The sequence below is a fragment of the Enterobacter quasihormaechei genome (assembly GCF_004331385.1).
Taxonomy (GTDB): domain Bacteria; phylum Pseudomonadota; class Gammaproteobacteria; order Enterobacterales; family Enterobacteriaceae; genus Enterobacter; species Enterobacter quasihormaechei.
Genome location: NZ_SJON01000001.1, coordinates 216,499 through 233,691 on the forward strand (window position 1 = coordinate 216,499; position 17,193 = coordinate 233,691).

General features: G+C 54.6%; 13 protein-coding genes and 1 tRNA gene. 10 read left to right on the top strand and 4 right to left on the bottom strand.

The window, feature by feature from the left end:
• Nucleotides 1-14: 14 nt before the first annotated feature.
• Entirely contained in the window at nt 15-677 is a 663-nt protein-coding gene (locus tag E0L16_RS01030) for an EAL domain-containing protein (protein WP_131636109.1), read from the bottom strand.
• A 303-nt stretch (nt 678-980) separates the two neighbouring features.
• Here E0L16_RS01030 and E0L16_RS01035 point away from each other — a divergent pair.
• Nucleotides 981-1,057: transfer RNA gene (locus E0L16_RS01035), tRNA-Arg, on the top strand.
• A 15-nt stretch (nt 1,058-1,072) separates the two neighbouring features.
• On the opposite strand, the gene E0L16_RS21980 is transcribed toward E0L16_RS01035, so the two are convergent.
• Both E0L16_RS21980 and E0L16_RS01045 read right to left on the bottom strand, forming a co-directional pair.
• On the bottom strand, nt 1,073-1,219 hold the full coding sequence (locus E0L16_RS21980; protein WP_165498391.1) for a hypothetical protein: 147 nt from the start codon (nt 1,217-1,219) through the stop codon (nt 1,073-1,075).
• 327 nt (nt 1,220-1,546) lie between these two features.
• On the bottom strand, nt 1,547-2,686 hold the full coding sequence (locus E0L16_RS01045) for an acyltransferase family protein (RefSeq protein ID WP_131636110.1): 1,140 nt from the start codon (nt 2,684-2,686) through the stop codon (nt 1,547-1,549).
• Between the two features lie 1,479 nt (nt 2,687-4,165).
• Here E0L16_RS01045 and E0L16_RS01055 point away from each other — a divergent pair.
• The 9 genes from E0L16_RS01055 to E0L16_RS01095 all read left to right on the top strand — a co-directional run bounded on the left by E0L16_RS01055 (nt 4,166) and on the right by E0L16_RS01095 (nt 15,935).
• Entirely contained in the window at nt 4,166-4,594 is a 429-nt protein-coding gene (locus tag E0L16_RS01055; protein WP_131636111.1) for a glycine zipper 2TM domain-containing protein, read from the top strand.
• A 346-nt stretch (nt 4,595-4,940) separates the two neighbouring features.
• Nucleotides 4,941-5,216 (top strand): DUF1471 family periplasmic protein YahO, encoded by a 276-nt coding sequence (yahO, locus tag E0L16_RS01060; RefSeq protein ID WP_022647318.1) that lies wholly within the window; start codon nt 4,941-4,943, stop codon nt 5,214-5,216.
• A gap of 218 nt (nt 5,217-5,434) precedes the next feature.
• Nucleotides 5,435-7,618 (top strand): TonB-dependent receptor, encoded by a 2,184-nt coding sequence (locus E0L16_RS01065; protein WP_131636112.1) that lies wholly within the window; start codon nt 5,435-5,437, stop codon nt 7,616-7,618.
• 128 nt (nt 7,619-7,746) lie between these two features.
• Nucleotides 7,747-9,720 carry a PhoX family protein gene (locus E0L16_RS01070; RefSeq protein ID WP_131636113.1) on the top strand — a complete coding sequence of 658 codons (1,974 nt, stop codon included), beginning with the start codon at nt 7,747-7,749 and terminating at the stop codon, nt 9,718-9,720.
• 102 nt (nt 9,721-9,822) lie between these two features.
• On the top strand, nt 9,823-11,211 hold the full coding sequence (gene pheP, locus E0L16_RS01075; protein ID WP_131636114.1) for a phenylalanine transporter: 1,389 nt from the start codon (nt 9,823-9,825) through the stop codon (nt 11,209-11,211).
• 265 nt (nt 11,212-11,476) lie between these two features.
• Nucleotides 11,477-12,712 carry an MFS transporter gene (locus E0L16_RS01080; RefSeq protein ID WP_131636115.1) on the top strand — a complete coding sequence of 412 codons (1,236 nt, stop codon included), beginning with the start codon at nt 11,477-11,479 and terminating at the stop codon, nt 12,710-12,712.
• 15 nt (nt 12,713-12,727) lie between these two features.
• The gene (locus E0L16_RS01085; RefSeq protein ID WP_131636116.1) at nt 12,728-13,753 is read left to right on the top strand and encodes a sugar phosphate isomerase/epimerase family protein; all 1,026 of its coding nucleotides are present in this window, start codon (nt 12,728-12,730) and stop codon (nt 13,751-13,753) included.
• Nucleotides 13,746-14,888, top strand: a complete 1,143-nt coding sequence (locus E0L16_RS01090) for a Gfo/Idh/MocA family protein (RefSeq protein ID WP_131636117.1) — start codon at nt 13,746-13,748, stop codon at nt 14,886-14,888. Before E0L16_RS01085 ends, E0L16_RS01090 begins: the two co-directional genes overlap by 8 nt.
• A gap of 75 nt (nt 14,889-14,963) precedes the next feature.
• Nucleotides 14,964-15,935, top strand: coding sequence for a LacI family DNA-binding transcriptional regulator (locus tag E0L16_RS01095; RefSeq protein ID WP_131636118.1), 972 nt, complete (start codon nt 14,964-14,966; stop codon nt 15,933-15,935).
• On the opposite strand, the gene E0L16_RS01100 is transcribed toward E0L16_RS01095, so the two are convergent.
• On the bottom strand, nt 15,936-17,180 hold the full coding sequence (locus tag E0L16_RS01100) for a mechanosensitive ion channel family protein (protein WP_022647326.1): 1,245 nt from the start codon (nt 17,178-17,180) through the stop codon (nt 15,936-15,938).
• Nucleotides 17,181-17,193 lie beyond the last annotated feature (13 nt).

The following is a 17,193-nucleotide window of genomic DNA, read 5'->3' on the forward strand; positions in this document are numbered from 1 at the left end:
TTGGCGATGACCGTTCAGTCCTCCTGCCATCTCCAGGATGGCCAATAATATCCCTGACCGAAGCGCGCGCCAGCCTGAAGCGCACACTCACGATCCTTTTCTGTTTCAATGCCTTCTATAAGCACATTGGCAGCAATTCTTGAACAAAGACCGACCAGCTGCGTCAGCGCTGGCGTTGCACGTAGTCGCCAGAAAGCCATCTTATCGATTTTGATTCCGCTTAACGGCAGACGGCAGGATAAAAATGCGGGCCCTGACGCTTCATCAATATCATCCAGCCAGATCCGATGCCCCTGCGCCGTCAACTGCTGAAGCGCACAACTTACCCTCAGACGTGTTGGGTCTGAGAGGGAAAAGAACGAGGCGGGCTCCACGAGTTCAATGTTCAGCGGTGGGCTGTTAAGTTGCAGTAAGCGCTGGAACATATCCGGGATGGTCAGAACGGTTATCGGCACATTTATGAAAAGGTTGTCACAGGGAGAGGGGTTTTTTAACGCAGCGATCTGGGCTTCCAGCAGCATAAGCGCCCGGGCGGCGGACCAGTCGCGGAAAAAGTCTTCACTTTGCTGATGCGGTGACAGCACGCTGAGCACTTCGGCCCCAATTGTGCGGGAAGAGGAGAGGGCGACAATGGGTTCAAGCTTGATGCCTGTAATGTCGCGTGAGATGTGCTGCACGCACGAGGGGAAACCTGTCTGGTCTGGCGCTGTCACTCCGTCGTCCTGTTCACTTCCAGCCTCCAGGTGGCCGGGATACCGCAGGACAGTGTGACGGCGAAGTAAACAGGAAAACAGCAGGCGTTACTTAAAAGCGGCTAAGCCTTTTCGCAGCCCGTAAAAGGAGCATAAATGTTGAAAAAACAGCCGTATTTACAATCAGCTAGTCATTATCGGCAGAGAAGGCGGAAAAGGCATTGACTCACTACGCATTGACCGTATAATTCCAGGCGTTTCACCACCGCGAAGTATACTCTTCTCCGTGCGCCCTTAGCTCAGTTGGATAGAGCAACGGCCTTCTAAGCCGTAGGTCGTAGGTTCGAATCCTACAGGGCGTGCCATTTAAAAACAGTCACTTACGCCAGTTTCAAGCCAGCCTGATTTTCTCCTTGTGTCGTATTTGTGTCATGGTTGGCAAAAATGGCATCTATTTTCCGTGCGTGTTCGCTTAAATGGTTCGGTGCCATGTGAGCGTATCGACGGACCATTTCGATGCTTTTCATCCACCCTCTCCTGAAGAACGGAACCCCTAACTGAATTAACCAACTTGCACGGGATGTTGCGTGTCTTAAAATAGTAAAATTATCAATATCTACATGATGGTACACTGTATTTTATGTACTAAATCAACATTGCGCGTCTTCCTGGCGGTGGGTGTATAGTGTACATATGGAAAATGCTTTGACTTAGTGTTGACGTATATCTGTTTATAATGCTTATTATTTTGAGTATGCAGAGTTAAATATGCATTGTCATTCAGTGCTGCACCAGTAGTTCTATAAGATGTGCTATTACAATGCGCACCTGATGGTGCGCATTTTATTCATAGGCTATGCAGCTATTAACTTATGAGAAAGCTTAGAGATCTTTATACTTTTCTTGTCTACGTATATGTAGAATAATGTTGAAATCATATAAACAGATGATATTGTGACCAAGGATGTGAATATTGCTGAGTATTCATAACTGAGTCCCAGGCTCTTAAATAGATCAAAACCAACTTGTGTCATCACGTAGAATACTGGAATTTGTATCAGATACGCAGAATACGATACCTTACCAAGATATAATGATACTCTATTCGTAACTGTACATTGAGCAACACCTGATTTCACGACAGCAAAAACAATCAAAACGCCTGAAATCATATTCGATAAGTAATATGGATTGGATTTTCCTCCTGGAGCTTTGAATGACATAAGTTCATATATTATGCTATAGGAGTTACTTTTGTTATGGAAACCTGCAAAATATAGGCCCGCTATTAATGCAAGATAGCCTGTTAACTTTGAAGGCTTAATTTCGGCATGATATATGGCCGAGCCAATCAAAAAACATGCATAGCTGGCACCAATCTTATCTGGCGAAATACAAAACATTAATAATGCACCGGTAAAAAGAACCACTTCTTTGTATTTAACTTTAACTATCAAAGGTGTCATGCAGAATACTATTAATGAACCAAAAAACTCAACTTGCATTGTCCATATAATAATATTATATGACCTGTCGCAGAATAACACGGCTGATACCAATCCATTATAAATCGCGCCTGGTAAATCATGGCCTTTTACGTCCAATACTCCACCAATCCATGAGAGAGTATTAAATCCGTCTGGGGTGGCAATCATTACGAAATAGCACAGCAATACAGAACCAAGAGTTGGAAGCATTAATCTTGGGTATCTTGACATCGTCATCTTTAGGCAGTTATTTAAGATATCGCCATTTCTGCAACATGCAAAACTGAGAATATATCCGCTAAGCACAAAAAAGATGAAGACAGCAGCCGTTCCGGAGTAGAAGAATGCAAAAGGGGAGTGGTATATATAATACTCAACCTGCGAGTGCTGCTCAGAAATTCTTCCAGTATAGACATATGGAAAAAAAATCAGTGACAGATGTGAAAGTAGAACCATCAAGCATGCTACACCTCTAACTCCATCAACAGAGTCAATTTTTTCTTTCATTTTCGCTAAACCTGTGATTAAGCATAATCTTATTGATTTTGTGCGTATAATGGCACATAAAACACATTAAGTCAGCGCCTTGTATAGGTTATTGTGACGAAGATTTATACAACTAAAACGTTTGACATGGCCAACCTAAACAGAATGGGAATCACTCTTATCCCCGGGAAACGCGTAATTTACTGTGCAAAGTTTGTACGTCACTCTGCGGATTTAGCAGCTGAGTTTAAGTTAATCAAAGAAAAACAATTATTATTTAATACATGTAAAATGTAAGTAATACAGGCACGTAGCGGTATCGATCCTAACTTCTTTTAGTCTGGAAATCCTTCTATTGATTATTGTAGTTTATAAAAGCACTGTGCGTGCATACAGTGTGTTTGAGAGGGGTTACGCAATGCATTGTAAACATTCCTAACGTCTTTAGAATCAATTCAGTCGAATCTATAAGTTATCGCTATCTAAGTACGAACAGCTTCATATCAAAGCTTCAAACTTTTGATTGGTATTTCACTCGGGAAGAGGCGAATTCATGTATTTAGCGAGGCTAGCTTTGCTTCGCTGACAAAGTGACCGAAGGTAGCGACAAACGTTAATGGATTCTACCAACATTGGGAGGGTTGCAATGATAGGATTTCCTCTGTTGTCGATGGTCTTCGTTGAGTGTTAGATATCAGCAGAGGTTTATTGCAACTCAAGTGTTGTCAGTAGGGTGCGTGAAACTGATGTTGGGTAAGCAGCGATTGAGTCTTTTACGACAAAGACGAGACGTTTTGATGATCTTCTTGTGCGACTGCCATATAACTGTAAGGGTACATATTATAGATGATGGCATATCGTATGCGACGCATCGACTCTTCCCCGACGTCCCTGTAGGAGAGTGCGCCATTATTGCCCGGTAACGGCAGCCGCGGCGACCGGATGGTCAGCGTTGGCCACCACGGTTGCGCGGGCGACGGGATGATAATCACCACCTGTTGCGGCTGCGACAGCGACAGGATGGTCGGCAGAAACCACCGCGGTGGTACGGGCGACGGGATGGCTGCCTTCACCGGTGGCTGCCGCGACGGCAACAGGGTGATCGGCAGAGGCGACGGCGGTGGCGCGTGCTACCGGGTGGTTCGCAAAGGCAGAGAACGATGCAGTAGTGAAAGCCAGCGCGAGAATGATTTTTTTTCATGAGGTAACTCCTGTCGTTTTTTCCTGAATGACCAGGGGAGACATTAATCTGAATAATGCTGATAAAGAATCGTGAGCTGATATCGCTTCGCCTGAGGCAATAATACGGACAGCGTAGCTGGATATGTCGCTATTGATAATAGAAATGACTCTGTCTACAGGGTTTATTTTGTTTGGTTTTAAATTTTCGTTTTTAATTTAAAATTAAATTTTGACCTTGAATAAGCATATTTTGCTAAAGAGGATGCATTTGCGCCAGGCAGAATGGCGATACCTTTAATGAAGAATAATGGGTTAAAAATGAAAAAACACTTACTCATCGCGTTGAGCTTTCTGGCTTTCGCCAGCCCGGCGATCCACGCCGGTTCCCGAACGCTGGTGGAATATGGCACCGTTCAGCAGAGCCAAATCATTACACATACGCGTGAGGGCTATCATCCACTGCGTACGCTGGTCGCGGGTACGATTGGGGGCGTCGTCGGGCACCAGTTCGGTAATGACAAAGGGAACACCGCGATGACGGTGGCTGGCGCTACGGCCGGGGCGGTGGCGTCACATAAACAGCAGTCCAGCGAGCTGGCCGTGCAGGAAGTGAAGCTGCTCATCAAGACCCAAACCGGCCAAACCATTCAGGTTGTTCAGCCTAATAATGGCTTGGCGTTTAACCCCGGCGATAAAGTTCGCATTCTCACAACAGGATCGATTACGACCGTTGATAAATTCTATTAAGGACGTTATCAGCAATGTCGTGGTGTTTACGTCTGCACTAAAAATAGTGATGCTCGATATCTGAATATTCAGGACGATATTTTTCCCGTAACGTTAAACGACCCCGCGCTCAGAGGGTTTATAAAAGTCTTTCGCATACCGATGTCCGCATCGGTGTTCCTGTTGGAGCTTGCCTGCTACGGGAACAACGCCTGAGTGCAAAAAAATCAGGCGGCATCACAAAATCAGCCAGAGAAACTGTCAGAGGTAAATGGCATTTTCGCCAATCCTCTACCATGCTCATAACACCTCACCGTTTCGCGTGGGGCCTTTTCGTAGTTGCTCATTAATCTCAAGGAAAAAGGTTATGAAAAAAACGACTGCTATTTTGTTGGGCACCGCGTTTCTGTTTACCACCAATGCCTTTGCGGCTGAAATGATGACAAAAAACGAATTCGAAAAAGTTGAATCGCAGTACGAAAAAATCGGTACCGTGAGCACCGCTAACGAAGTCTCTGTCGATGATGCGAAAAAAGAGCTGGTCGAGAAAGCCGATAAAGAAGGCGCTGATGTGCTGGTGCTGACCTCCGGTAACACCAACAACAAAATTCACGGCACCGCCGATATCTACAAGAAAAAATAATACCTGAGCAGCCACCCCCGTACGCGGGGTGGCTGTGCGTCACGCTTTCTCCCGCCTGCATACCCTCCCGTCTTACTTTCACCGTTTACACAGAAAGAAACGCGCGTTTACGCTTGATAACGCATGGATAATACGTATAGTTCTCATTTGCATTTCTCTCAATAAATTCTAAGGCCCGACAACGGGTCATTTTTGCGCGCACGTTAAACGAGTTAACTATGAACAACACCACAATGCACAAAACGCTGCTGGCGATTGCCATTGGCGCGGTTACCCACTCCGCCTTTGCGGCGGATGAAAAAAAAGAAGACACCATCGTTGTCCAGTCCACAGCGGGGAGTGATTTTAAACCCGGCGGTGACCAGCTGGTGCCCGCCTTCCTTGACGGGCAGGTGGCCAACGGTGGACGTATGGGGATGCTCGGTCAGCAGAACGCCATGGACGTGCCGTTCAACATCATCAGCTACACCTCGAAGCTGGTGGAAGATCAGCAGGCAAAAACCATTGCTGACGTGGTCGCGAACGACGCGGGCGTGCAGTTTGTGCAGGGTTACGGCAACAGCGCGGAAACCTTCCGTATTCGCGGCCTGAAGTTTGACGGCGACGACATGACCTTCGGTGGCCTCTCCGGTGTGCTGCCGCGTCAGGTGGTGGATGCCCAGATGGTTGACCGCATTGAGATCTTCAAAGGGGCAAACGCCCTGATGAACGGCGCGGCAAGCTCGGGCGTAGGCGGGATGATTAACCTTGAGCCAAAGCATGCCGGGGAAACGCCGCAGGCGAAAGTGGGCGTGGACTACACCTCGGATTCCCAGATTGGCACCACCCTGGATGCGGGGCGTCGCTTTGGCGATAACGACCAGTTCGGCGCGCGCGTGAACCTCGTGCATCGTGAAGGCGAAACCGGCGTACCGAACGACCGCCGCCGCACCACGCTGCTCTCCACCGGTCTGGACTACAAAGGCGACCGTTTCCGCACCTCGCTGGACCTCGGCTATCAGAAGAAAACCTTCCACGGCAGCCCGACCAGCGTCAACATCTCGGCGGTGGATTTCGTGCCTGAACCGCCGAAAAACGATCGCAACTTCTCGCAGAAGTGGGCCTACAGCGATATCGAAAACGAGTTCGGGATGTGGCGCAGCGAGTATGACATCACCGACAGCTGGACCGCCTATACCGGCCTCGGCGCGCAGCACGCGCACGAAGAAGGGATCTACAGTGCGCCGAAGCTGGTGGACAAGAGCGGTAACGCAACGGTCAGCCGTCTCGACACCAACCGCATCAGCGATTCCGTCAGCGGGATGGCGGGCATTCGCGGTAACTTCACTACCGGCTTCGTTTCGCACAAGGTGAACGTCGGCTATTCTGCGATGACCAAAAACGAAAAGATTGCGTGGAAGATGTCGGCAGCGGCGGATAATCCGACCACCAACATCTATCACAACACCGGCGTGGCTATGCCGGACAGCACCAACTTCAGCGGCTCGGGCGGCAAATACAGCGATCCGCTGACCAGCGGGCGCACCCGTACCCAGGGCTGGCTGCTGAGCGATACCCTGGGCGTGCTGGATGATAAATTGCTGTTCACCGCCGGCGCGCGCCATCAGAAGGTGGTTATTCGCGGGTACAACAAAATCACCGGCGCGGAAAACGACGCGGACGGTTTCGACGGCAGCCGCTGGATGCCAACCTACGGCGTGGTCTACAAACCGTGGGAGGAAATCTCCCTTTACGCCAACCATACCGAAGCGTTACAGCCCGGAGAAACTGCGCCTAACACTGCCACCAACTACGGCCAGAGCACCGGTATCGTTCACTCTAAGCAGAATGAAGTGGGCGTGAAGGCAGACTTTGGCCGCGTGGGCGGCTCACTGGCGCTGTTTGAAATCAAAATGCCGTCGGCGATCCTCGACGACAGCGGACACTATGGCCTGGACGCTGAACAGCGCAACCGTGGCGTGGAGCTGAACGTCTTCGGCGAGCCCATGCTGGGGATGCGTCTGAATGCCAGCGCCACCTGGCTTCAGGCCGAGCTGACCAAAACCAAAAACGGCGTGAATCAGGGGAACGATGCGATCGGTATTCCGAACTTCTACGCCGTGCTGGGCGCGGAGTACGATATCAGGCCGATTGAGGGGCTGACGGCCACCGCGCGCGTTAACCACTCCGGCACGCAGTATGCCGATCTCGCGAACAGCAAAAAGCTGGACAGCTACACCACGCTGGATCTGGGCATGCGCTATCGCTTCGCGGTAAACCACAATGAAAACCAGATGACGGTGCGCGCAGGCATCGACAACGTGACCAACGAAAACTACTGGTCAAGCGTGGACGATTCCGGTACCTACATCACTCAGGGCGAGCCGCGAACCTTTAAGGTCTCGGTGGGCTACGAGTTCTAAGCGTTCCACCTCGTTATCCGGGGCAGGGACGCCCCAATCCCCTCGTTATCGTGTTATAAAATTGTAACAAAAGCTTCTTACACTGGTCGCCAACTCTTTTACCTCTTGGCCAATGACAGGAAGCCGCTATGGGCAGACCCCTCAAATCCGTTTTCAAAAAAGAACATCAAGACGATATCAGTAACCGCAGCGCTAACCCGGTATTTTCCGAGGTTGCGGAGGTGTTCCTCTCCCGCCGCCGTTTTCTCCAGATGGGGGCCGTTGCGGGGGCCGCCGTATCATTCCCGTTTCTGATCAAACCTGAGAACGCCATTGCCGCGGTCTCAAAACCGTCCGCGCTGGCAAAAGCGGTGTCGCTTGGGTTTACCAGCATCTCTGTTTCCACCGAAGATACGGTCAGGGTGCCGGAAGGCTATATTGCCCGCCCGTTCTATCGCTGGGGCGATCCGACGGGTCTCAAAGACAACATGCCGGCCTTTAAGCCGGACGCCAGCAACACCACGGACGAACAGGCCGCGCAGGCGGGCATGCATCACGACGGCATGGCGTGGTTTAGCCTGCCGCAGGGGGGGCAAAGCCCGGAGCATGGCCTGCTGGCGATGAACCATGAATACATCGACAACGGGATGCTGTTTACCGACGGTACGGCGAACTGGAGCCTCGACAAAGCCCGCAAGGGGCAGAACGCGATGGGCGTGTCGGTGGTGGAAGTGAAAAAAGCGGGCAGCGGCTGGGAGGTGGTTCGTCCGTCTTCGTTCGCGCGCCGTATTACCGTCAATACGCCGATGCAGCTTACCGGTCCGGCGCGGCATCAGGATCTAATGAAAACCGCCGCCGACCCGCAGGGGGAGCGCGTGCTGGGCACCATGCAAAACTGCGCTAACGGCCACACGCCGTGGGGTACCTATCTCACCTGCGAGGAGAACTGGTCGGATATTTTCGTGAAAAAAGCCGATCTCAATCCGCTGGAAAAACGCTACGGCATCAGCGACAGCGATGAATCCTACCGCTGGAACGAAGTGGATGAGCGGTTCAGCGTCGATAAAACCCCTAACGAACCTAACCGTTTCGGCTGGGTCGTGGAGATCGATCCTTACGACCCATCCTCCACGCCACGCAAGCACACCGCGCTCGGTCGCTTCAAGCATGAGGGGGCTGCCGTTACGCTCGCCGCCGATAATCGCGTGGTGGTCTATATGGGGGACGATCAGAAGTTCGAGTACATCTATAAGTTTGTCTCGGACAAAAAATACGATCCGGCGAACCGGGAAGCCAGTATGCAGCTGCTGACCTCCGGCACGCTGTACGTCGCGAGGTTCAACGAGGACGGTAGCGGCGACTGGCTGCCGCTGATCTTCGGGCAAAACGGCCTGGATAAGCGCAACGGGTTTGAAAGCCAGGGCGATCTGCTGATTAAAACCCGCCTGGCGGCCGACGCGGTGGGCGCGACCAAAATGGATCGCCCCGAGTGGATCGCCGTCGATCCACACGCCAGCGGCAGCGTCTACTGTACGCTCACCAACAACAGCGATCGCGGGAAAGAGGGGAAAGCGCCGGTGGATGCCGCCAACCCGCGCGCCAACAACGTGTTTGGGCATATCATGCACTGGCACGAAGACGGGGCCGATCCTGCTGCCGCGCGCTTTAAGTGGGATATTCTGGTCATGGCCGGGCGTACCGACGGCGACGATCCGAAGGCCAAAGGCTCCATGCAGGGCGCGGAATTCGGCAGCCCCGACGGCCTGTCGTTCGATCACCAGGGCGTGCTGTGGATCCAGACCGATGTCTCCTCCAGCACCATTAATAAGAAAGCGTACGAGGGGATGGGCAATAACCAGATGGTGGCGACCATTCCGGGCACCAACGAGTATCGCCGTTTCCTGACCGGACCGCGCGGGTGTGAGATCACCGGCATTGCGTTTACGCCGGACAACCGCACGCTGTTTATCAACATTCAGCATCCGGGGGAGGGCGGGGATGATATTACCGACCCGGCCAATCCTCGCGCTATCTCAAACTGGCCGGACGCCAGCCCGAACGGACGCCCGCGATCGTCCACGGTGGTGATCGTGAAAGCGGACGGCGGGATCATCGGTTCGTGACGTTTACGCGCCGGGCGCATGCGCTGGCCCGGCGTTAAGCTTGCTACCACCAGCATGAAGTGTTAAAACGTGCCCCTTCTAAAAAAGAGACAGGGGTAGGGCGTGAAAGACGCGTCATCCGCTTCAGGCCATGGTAGCGCTGAAGCTTCGTCGGATCAGAATCCGACGCTGCAACGTGGTTTGCAAAATCGACATATTCAGTTAATTGCCCTCGGCGGCGCAATCGGTACCGGGCTGTTTCTCGGCATCGGCCCCGCCATTCAGATGGCCGGTCCCGCGGTTCTGCTGGGTTACGGCATCGCCGGGATCATCGCCTTCCTGATCATGCGCCAGCTCGGCGAGATGGTCGTTGAAGAGCCGGTGTCCGGCTCCTTCGCGCACTTTGCCTATAAATACTGGGGCCCGTTCGCAGGCTTCCTCTCCGGCTGGAACTACTGGGTGATGTTCGTGCTGGTGGGCATGGCAGAGCTGACCGCCGCCGGCATCTACATGCAGTACTGGCTGCCGGACGTGCCCACGTGGATCTGGGCGGCGGCCTTCTTCATCATTATTAACGCCGTTAATCTTGTGAACGTGCGCCTGTATGGTGAGACCGAGTTCTGGTTTGCGCTGATTAAGGTGCTGGCAATTATCGGCATGATCGGCTTTGGCCTGTGGCTGCTGTTCTCCGGCCACGGCGGCGAGCGAGCCACCATCGACAACCTGTGGCAGCACGGCGGCTTCCTGGCGACCGGCTGGAAAGGGCTCATCCTCTCGCTGGCGGTCATTATGTTCTCCTTCGGCGGTCTGGAGCTGATTGGCATTACCGCGGCTGAAGCGCGCGACCCGCACAAAAGCATCCCGAAAGCGGTCAACCAGGTGGTGTACCGTATTCTGCTGTTCTACATCGGCTCGCTGGTGGTGTTGCTGGCGCTCTACCCGTGGGTGGAAGTGAAATCCGACAGCAGTCCGTTTGTGATGATTTTCCACGATCTGAACAGCAACGTGGTGGCTTCCGCACTGAACTTCGTCATTCTGGTGGCCTCTTTGTCGGTGTACAACAGCGGGGTCTACTCCAACAGCCGTATGCTGTTTGGCCTCTCCGTACAGGGCAACGCGCCGAAGTTCCTCACCCGCGTCAGCCGTCGCGGCGTACCGGTCAATTCGCTGTTTCTTTCTGGCGCTATCACCTCGCTGGTGGTGCTGATCAACTACCTGCTGCCGAAAGAGGCCTTTGGTCTGCTGATGGCGCTGGTAGTGGCGACGCTGCTGCTGAACTGGATCATGATCTGCCTCGCGCACCTGCGTTTCCGCGCGGCGATGCGCCGTAAGGGACGCGAGACGCAGTTTAAAGCGCTGCTCTACCCGGCGGGGAACTATATCTGTATTGCGTTCCTGGGGCTGATTCTGGTGCTGATGTGCACCATGGATGAGATGCGACTTTCAGCAATGCTGCTGCCGGTATGGGTGGTATTCCTGTTTGTTGCCTTTAAGCTTACACGCAAAAAGTAGCGCGGTTTTCACCCTTTCCCTGTGGGAGAGGGCCGGGGTGAGGGCACCAGACCGCACCAAACCAGACTTCGCTTACCGGGCCTACATGTCCGGGGACGTTATTTTGTAGGCCGGGTAAGGCGCAGCCGTCACCCGGCACCCCCTTCACCTTTATCGTGACCCTTCTCCCAATTCTGTTTCGATCAACAGGATCTTTGAATTGTAATCGATTACTTTTCATATGAACCGTTTTGTAATCGATTACTTTTCCCGGGTGAGGCTTATCATGGTGTCAACTGATGGTAGTGAAAAGGCGATAACACAGCACTGGCTGCTGGTGCCCCGGCTGTCGCTGATGATGTTTCTGCAATTTTTTATCTGGGGTAGCTGGTCGGTCACGCTCGGCCTGGTGATGACCCAGTACAACATGTCTCTGCTGATTGGCGATGCGTTCTCCGCCGGGCCAATCGCCTCCATTCTCTCGCCGTTCGTGCTCGGCATGCTGGTGGACCGCTTCTTCGCCTCGCAGAAGGTGATGGCGGTGATGCACCTCGTGGGCGCGGCGATCCTTTTGTTCGTGCCGGGAGCGCTAATTGCCGGGAACGGCGCGCTGCTGATTGGCCTGCTGTTTGGCTACACGCTCTGCTACATGCCGACGCTGGCGCTGACCAACAACATCGCGTTTCACAGCCTGGCCAACGTGGATAAAACTTTCCCGGTGGTGCGCGTGTTCGGCACCATCGGCTGGATCGTGGCGGGCATTTTCATCGGCGTCACCGGCGTGGCGTCCAGCGTCACCATCTTTCAGGTGGCGGCGGCCAGCTCCGTGCTGCTGGCGCTTTACAGCCTGACGCTGCCGCACACGCCTGCACCGGCGAAAGGCCTGCCGGTGAAGGTGCGGGATCTCTTCTGCGCGGATGCGTTCGCGCTGCTCAAAACCCGCCACTTTTTCGTCTTCTCCGTCTGCGCGATGCTGATCTCCGTTCCGCTCGGCACCTATTACGCCTACACCGCCTCGTATCTGGCGGATGCGGGAATTGCCGACGTCAGCACCGCCATGTCCTTCGGGCAGATGTCCGAGATCGTCTTCATGCTGGTCATTCCGCTGCTGTTCCGCCGCCTGGGGGTGAAGGTCATGCTGCTGATCGGCATGCTGGCGTGGTTCGTGCGCTACGCCATGTTCGCGCTGGGCGTCAGCGAGGAAGGGCGCATTCTGCTGTATCTCGGCATTCTGCTGCACGGCGTCTGCTACGATTTCTTCTTTGTCGTCGGCTTTATCTACACCGACCGGGTGGCGGGCGAAAAGGTGAAAGGCCAGGCCCAGAGCATGATCGTGATGTTCACCTACGGCATCGGCATGCTGCTCGGCTCGCAGATTTCCGGCGCGCTCTATAACCGCCTGGTGGCAGGGCAGACCGTGCCGCAGGCGTGGGTAACATTCTGGTGGATCCCGGCGGTGGCGGCCGCGGCGATCGCGCTGATTTTCCTTCTCACGTTTAAGTATGACGATGACAAGGCGTAACGTTCAGGAGGTGGTATGAGGACGATGAAAGGACCCGGCATTTTTCTGTCGCAGTTTATTGGCGAGCACGCGCCGTTCAACACCCTTGACGGGCTGGCCGGATGGGCGGCTGCGAAGGGCTACAAAGCGGTGCAGATCCCCTGCAACCATCCGCACATCTTTGACGTGGAGAAAGCCGCAGAGAGCGAGGCCTACTGCGACGACATCGCCGCTAAGCTGGCTGCGCACGGGCTGGCGATCAGCGAGCTGTCGACCCATCTGGAAGGGCAGCTCGTGGCGGTGAATCCGGTTTACAGCGAGGCGTTTGACCACTTCGCGCCCGCCGCCGTGCGCGGTAACGAGGCGGCGCGCCGGGCGTGGGCAACCGAAAAACTGAAGCAGGCGGCGGTCGCCTCGGCAAGATTAGGGCTGAAGGCGCACGCGACCTTCTCCGGCTCGCTGGCGTGGCCGTTTTTCTATCCGTGGCCGCCACACAACGAGCAGCGTTTTCAGGAGGCGTTTCAGATGCTGGCGGATCGCTGGCGGCCAATTCTGGATACCTTCGACGAACAGGGCGTAGACGTCTGTTTTGAGCTGCATCCCGGGGAAGATCTGCACGACGGCGTGACCTTCGAGCGTTTTCTGGCGCTGGTGGACAACCATCCGCGCTGCAACATTCTCTACGATCCAAGCCATATGCTGCTCCAGCAGATGGACTATCTGGCCTTTATCGACATCTTCCATGCGCGTATTAAAGCGTTCCACGTGAAGGATGCCGAGTTCCGCCCCAGCGGGCGCAGCGGCATGTACGGCGGCTACCAGCCGTGGATCAACCGCGCCGGACGCTTCCGCTCGCCCGGCGACGGGCAGATCGACTTCAAAGGCATTTTCAGCAAGCTGACCCAGTACGACTATGACGGCTGGGCGGTGCTGGAGTGGGAGTGCTGCATGAAGGATGGCGATACCGGGGCGAGTGAAGGCAGCGAATTTATCCGCCGCCACATCATTCCCGTTTCCGGACGGGCGTTTGACGATTTCGCCGCAGGGGACAGCCATGATTAACGTCGGGATCGTCGGCAGCGGGTTTATTGGCCCGGCACATATCGAGGCGCTCAGGCGCCTCGGGTTTGTTCAGGTGGTCGCGCTGTGCGACGGCTCGCTCGTTAAGGCGCAGGAAAAGGCGCGCCTGCTTAACGTACCGCACGCGTACGGCAGCGTTGAGGCGCTGCTCGCGCACCCTGATTTGCACGTGGTGCACAACTGCACGCCGAACCACCTGCACGCACAGATTAACCGCCAGATCCTGCGCGCGGGCAAGCACGTGTTTTCCGAAAAGCCGCTCTGCATGACGCCTGAGGAGGCGCGCGAACTGGTGGCGCTGGCGGAGCAGGCGGGCGTGATGCACGGCGTGAGCTTCGTCTATCGCCAGTTTGCGATGGTGCGTCAGGCGGCGAGCATGATGCGCGCGGGCAGCCTCGGGCGGATTTTTGCCTCACACGGCAGCTACCTCCAGGACTGGATGCTGCTGGAAACCGACTACAACTGGCGGGTGGATGCCGCGCTCGGCGGCGCATCGCGGGCGGTGGCGGATATCGGCTCCCACTGGTGCGATACGGTGCAGTATGTGACCGGCAGGCGCATTACCGAGGTGATGGCTGATTTATCCATCGTCTGGCCGACGCGCAAGGTCAGCGCGGGCGGTCATCAGACCTTCTCCCATGACGAGCAGGCGGAGTATGAAGACAAACCGGTCACGACCGAAGACTTCGGCTCGGTACTGTTCCGCTTTGACGATGGCAGCAAAGGCAGCTTTAGCGTCTCGCAGGTGAGCGCGGGGCGAAAAAACCGTCTGACCTTTGAAATTAACGGCAGCGAGCGGTCGGTGGCATGGGATCAGGAGATCCCGCAGCAGCTGTGGATCGGCCATCGCGACCGGGCAAACCAGACGCTCACCGACGATCCGGGCCTGATGAACCGTGACGTGGCCGACAGCGCCCACTTCCCCGGCGGGCACATTGAAGGCTGGCCGGATGCTTTTAAGAATATGATGGCGCAGTTTTACCGTGCCGTGCAGGCCGGTGTAATGCCTGAGGCGGCGCAGTTTGCCACCTTCCACGATGGCGAAAACGTGATGTATATCATTGATGCTATTGTGAAAAGCCATCAGCAGCAGCGCTGGGTGTGCGTGGAACGCTGACGCATTGCCCGGTTCGCCGGGCAACGAATTTATGATAGCCTGCACAAAACGCTAACCGCAGGATGTATCGTCGCTATGTCAATTCAGAAAATCGCCCAGCTGGCCGGGGTTTCCGTGGCAACGGTCTCCCGCGTGCTGAACAACAGCGATACCGTGAAGGCGAAAAACCGCGAGCGCGTTTTGCAGGCGATCCAGGAGAGTAACTACCAGCCCAATCTGCTGGCGCGTCAGCTGCGCACCGCCCGCAGCTATATGATCCTGGTGATGGTCTCGAACATCGCTAATCCGTTCTGCGCCGAAGTGGTGAAGGGCATCGAAGCGGAGGCGGAAAAGAACGGCTATCGCATTCTGCTCTGCAACTCCGGCTCGGACATTGAGCGCTCCCGCTCGGGCTTAAGCCTGCTGTCGGGCAAAATCGTCGACGGCATCATTACCATGGATGCGTTTTCAAAACTGCCGGAACTGGCGGCGCTGATTGGTTCTGCGCCGTGGGTGCAGTGCGCCGAATACGCGGATGCGGGAGCGGTTTCCTGCGTGGGGATAAACGATGTTGATGCCTCCCAGCACGTTGTCAGCCAGCTGGCCGACGGGGGGCGCAAGCGTATCGCGCTGATCAACCACGACCTCAGCTACAAATATGCCCGCCTGCGCGAGCGCGGCTATAAGAGCGTGATCCACCTGCGGGGTCTGGACTATCAGGCGGTGGAGTACGCCAGTGAGCTCAGCTCCAGAGCGGGCATGGCGGCGATGCAAAACCTGTTAAAAGATAATTCGCCGGATGCGGTATTTGCCGTTTCCGATACGCTGGCGGCGGGCGCGTTGCGCGCTATTCAGCAGGCAGGTCTGCGGGTGCCGGAGGATATTGCCGTGGTCGGCTTTGACGGTACGGAGCTGGCGGACATGATTTCACTTACCACCATCGAACAGCCGTCGCGGGATATCGGGCGCAAGGCGGTCAATCTGCTCTTAAACAAAATTGACAACCCGGATGCGCCCACGGAAAGGGTGATGATGGGCTGGCGCTTTATTTCCCGCGCCAGCGCCTGATTATCTGGCAATAACCCCTGCCAGCGAGCGAATATCGTTTCCGGTCGGTGACTGATGAATACGCAGGCCAAACTCATCCACTACCGCGAAAATATGGTCGAAGATGTCGGCCTGAATATCTTCGTATTCCGCCCAGATGACCGTATTGGTAAAGGCATATATTTCAATCGGCAGCCCGTTGGCATCCGGCGCCAGCTGGCGCACCATCAGCGTCATATCTTTACGAATACGCGGATGGTTACGCAGATATTCATTCAGGTAGGCGCGGAAGGTGCCGATATTGGTCATCTTGCGCAGGTTTAATACCGATTCTCCTTCCCCGTTTTGCTGATTCCACAGATTAATTTCCTCATGGCGCGCGGCCAGATAGGGCTTCAGCAGTTTCGCCTGAATCAGCTTCTGCTGCTCCTGCTCGTCGAGAAAATGAATGCTGGTGGTGTCGATATTCAGGCTGCGCTTAATGCGGCGACCGCCGGAGGCGGACATACCGCTCCAGTTGATGAACGCGTCGGAGACCAGCGCCCAGGTCGGGATGGTGGTAATGGTGTTGTCGAAGTTGCGCACCTTAACGGTGGTCAGGCCGATATCCGTCACCGTGCCGTTGGCGCCGTATTTCGGCATTTCCAGCCAGTCACCAAGCTTGAGCATGTCGTTGGCGGAGAGCTGAATGCCAGCCACTAAGCCCAGGATCGGATCTTTGAATACCAACATCAGAACGGCAGCCATCGCACCCAGGCCGCTTATCAGAATGGCGGGAGACTGGCCGATCAGCAGGGAGATAATTAAGATCCCCACCAGAATAGCGCTCACCAGCTTGATGCCCTGGAATATCCCCTTCAGCGGCAGCTGCGACGCGGTGGCCATTTTCTGCGACAGATTGAATATGACGTCCAGCAGCGAGAAGAAAGAGAGCAGGGCATATACCATCACCCACAGCTTTGCGCAGGTGGTGAGCATTTCCGCTGCTTCGCTGCCTTTTTGCAGCCACAGTACCGCCTGAACGTTGACGATTATCCCCTGAAGGGTAAACGCCAGACGGTGAAATAACTTGTTCTGAGTGATGATCTGCAACCATAAATGGCTGCTGGCCTGCGCGCGTTTCTCAAAGGCGCGCAGCACCACTTTGTGCAGAATAAAATGAACAATGATGGCGGTAAGAAAAATAATACCAAAGATAATCACTAAAGAGGTGGTGTGATTAATTTCAATCCCTAACTCTTCAACCTGAGCAATTAATTCCTGCATAACGTCTCCTGTA